1 protein-coding gene is annotated in these 1875 nt (G+C 32.5%); it reads right to left on the bottom strand.

The window, feature by feature from the left end; genetic code table 11:
- Positions 1-382: 382 nt before the first annotated feature.
- Positions 383-1561: a tyrosine-type recombinase/integrase gene (locus HMPREF9009_RS24765; RefSeq protein ID WP_008646122.1), complete on the bottom strand. Its 1179-nt coding sequence runs from the start codon at positions 1559-1561 to the stop codon at positions 383-385.
- Positions 1562-1875: the final 314 nt, after the last annotated feature.

Genomic DNA, 1875 nt, shown 5'->3' with positions numbered 1-1875 from the left:
TATAGAGGTTTAGTAGTATAATATATTGTGTGATATTTCTATATTTACATAGCACATTTATTATAGAGTTAAACAAAAGTTAGATTCTCTTTTTAGCATAACCACCTGTGAATCAAACGGATACATATAGATAGCAATCAATTGAGGATAGGATTTGAACAATTAGTACCATTAATATCTTTTTTACCTATTATGAGTTATCCGGCATGCGAATCTTTCTTCGTTCCACTATAGTTATCTTTGCGTTTGACTATAGTTATCCGCAAGGGTAACTATAGTATACTTTGCGGATAACTATAGTGGAACGAAAAAAGAATAGCGATCGGAATGAAATCGATTAGCAGAAGAAGGAAATAAAAATAGCAGTGAAAAACTATCTATACTATAGCAATTGGTCAAGTACGGCACGGAACACCTTATCGGCATGTTCTTGCATAATCTTAATATAATTAAAGATAGGACGGTTATTTTTCATACTGTGTCCGATACAGTATTCTATTTTTTCAATTTGAATGCCTAAATCATATCCGTGTTGTGCAAATGTCTTTCGGGCGGAATAGTAAGTAACCTTTTTCTTTACCCCCGAAAGTTCTGTTACCTTATTTATATGTCGGAAGACTAAACTATATATTTGTTTATAAGATGAATATTTACCAAATTGCAAATGCCCATTTCTCGACATATATTTATCTATAAGCACTTTTGCTTCAGGCTGCAAAGTAAATACAATTTCATTTTCTCCCTTCTTGCTATTGCGTGTTTTGTGACGCACATAACGCATATCGTTCTTATTTTTAAAATCATATGCTAATAAATCTCTCAGGTTGATACCGCCTAAATAATAAGTAAGCATAAAAATATCTCTCACCATGGATAAAGAAGACTTTAAAAGCCGGACATCACGTATTCTCTTCAGTTCATCTATTGACAAATCAAGTTCCCGCACATTACTTGTCGGCATCTTAAAGAGGACAAAAGGATGAATGGAGTAAGATACATAATTCATCTTACCGGCATAATTTACTATCACCTTTATTAAAGTCAGATATATTCTGATAGTTGTATCTGCCAGATTCTCCTCGTGAAGAACTTTGGCAAATCCTTGGATATGTATAGGTGTCAATTGAATTAAAGGAAAATCCCCTTTCATATATTTGACTAATCTTTCGGAAGCTATCTTATAAAGTTTATAAGATTTCTCCCGCTCTTCTCCTTTCATGAAATTCATGTATTCTTTTGCAACAGCTTGAAAGGTTATACCTTTTTTCTTTTGTTCATAAGTAATTATACGTATAAGTTCGGTACATGAAATTGCTGGTAAATAGCTGATCGATGTAACAATTTCTTCATACTCATTGATTAGTTTCCGAAGACAGGCATTCATATTCGCTGCATTCTCATGCCTTACTACTCGACCATTTTTTAGTTGATTGGCAGAATCCAAAGTAAATTGGGTAGATATATATCTGGTTTGAGAATGATGTGCTACGGCTATCCTTATTCGATGTCTGCCATTTGATAATTTTTTAGTTGGAACAACTACAATTGAAAAATTCGCCATATCATTTTTAGGTTTATAAATTACTATTTTCCATACAATAAAATAGAAACAAAAAGGTTCATAGTCATTAGGTACTAATCGAAAATCGCTCCTACAGCATGGAATATCGTGCAAAAGACGGTATTTTCCATGCATTTGTACGATTCTGCATTGCTATATCTTGATTAAGTCGTTATGTTTGCAACACTTTTTCACAGGTAGAGTGTGAAAAAGTGCTTTTAAAAAGAGAATCTAACTTTTGTTTAACTTAACAGATGTAGCTAATAGATATGGAAAACAACAAAAAAAATGCTTCATTTATTTCAATTGCTGGT

The organism is Bacteroides sp. 3_1_13 (assembly GCF_001185845.1).
Taxonomy (GTDB): Bacteria; Bacteroidota; Bacteroidia; order Bacteroidales; family Bacteroidaceae; genus Bacteroides; species Bacteroides xylanisolvens.
The sequence above is the reverse complement of the archived record's forward strand: the minus strand, read 5'-3'. Positions and strand labels throughout refer to the sequence as shown.

Bases quoted from the DNA above. Each gene is read 5' to 3' on its own strand.
- HMPREF9009_RS24765 (WP_008646122.1), bottom strand. From the start codon at position 1,561: ATGGCGAATTTTTCAATTGTAGTTGTTCCAACTAAAAAATTATCAAAT.